This window comes from Burkholderia sp. SIMBA_062, assembly GCF_046534765.1.
In the GTDB taxonomy this organism is placed as follows: Bacteria; Pseudomonadota; Gammaproteobacteria; order Burkholderiales; family Burkholderiaceae; genus Burkholderia; species Burkholderia ambifaria.
The window spans coordinates 1-339 of record NZ_JAWRYD010000155.1; the positions used below are offsets into that span (position 1 = coordinate 1).

A 339-nucleotide genomic window follows, 5' to 3' on the forward strand; every position below is an offset into this window, starting at 1 on the left:
CTACACGATCCACGGCGGCCCGCTCGCGGGTCTGTCGCTCGGCGGCGGCGGACGCTACACGGGCGCGACGTATAGCACCGATAACAGCTTCGAAGTCCGAAGCTTTTTCCTCGTCGATGCCTCGCTGCGTTACGACCTCGGCTACGCGATCCCGCGCATGAAGGGCGCGGAGCTGTACGTCAACGCGCAAAACCTGTTGAACAAGACCTACGTGGCCTCGTGCTACTACGGCAACTGGTGCGCGTATGGCTACGGCCGCCAGGTGTTCGCGGGAATGAACTACCGCTGGTAAGCGGTGGATGCGATTGATGCGATTGATGCGGTCGATGCGGTCGATGC

General features: G+C 62.2%; 1 pseudogene. It reads left to right on the forward strand.

Going from position 1 to position 339, the window contains the following annotated elements:
- Positions 1-292 (forward strand): annotated as a pseudogene (locus SB786_RS35820) (TonB-dependent siderophore receptor); the annotation flags it as partial.
- Positions 293-339 lie beyond the last annotated feature (47 nt).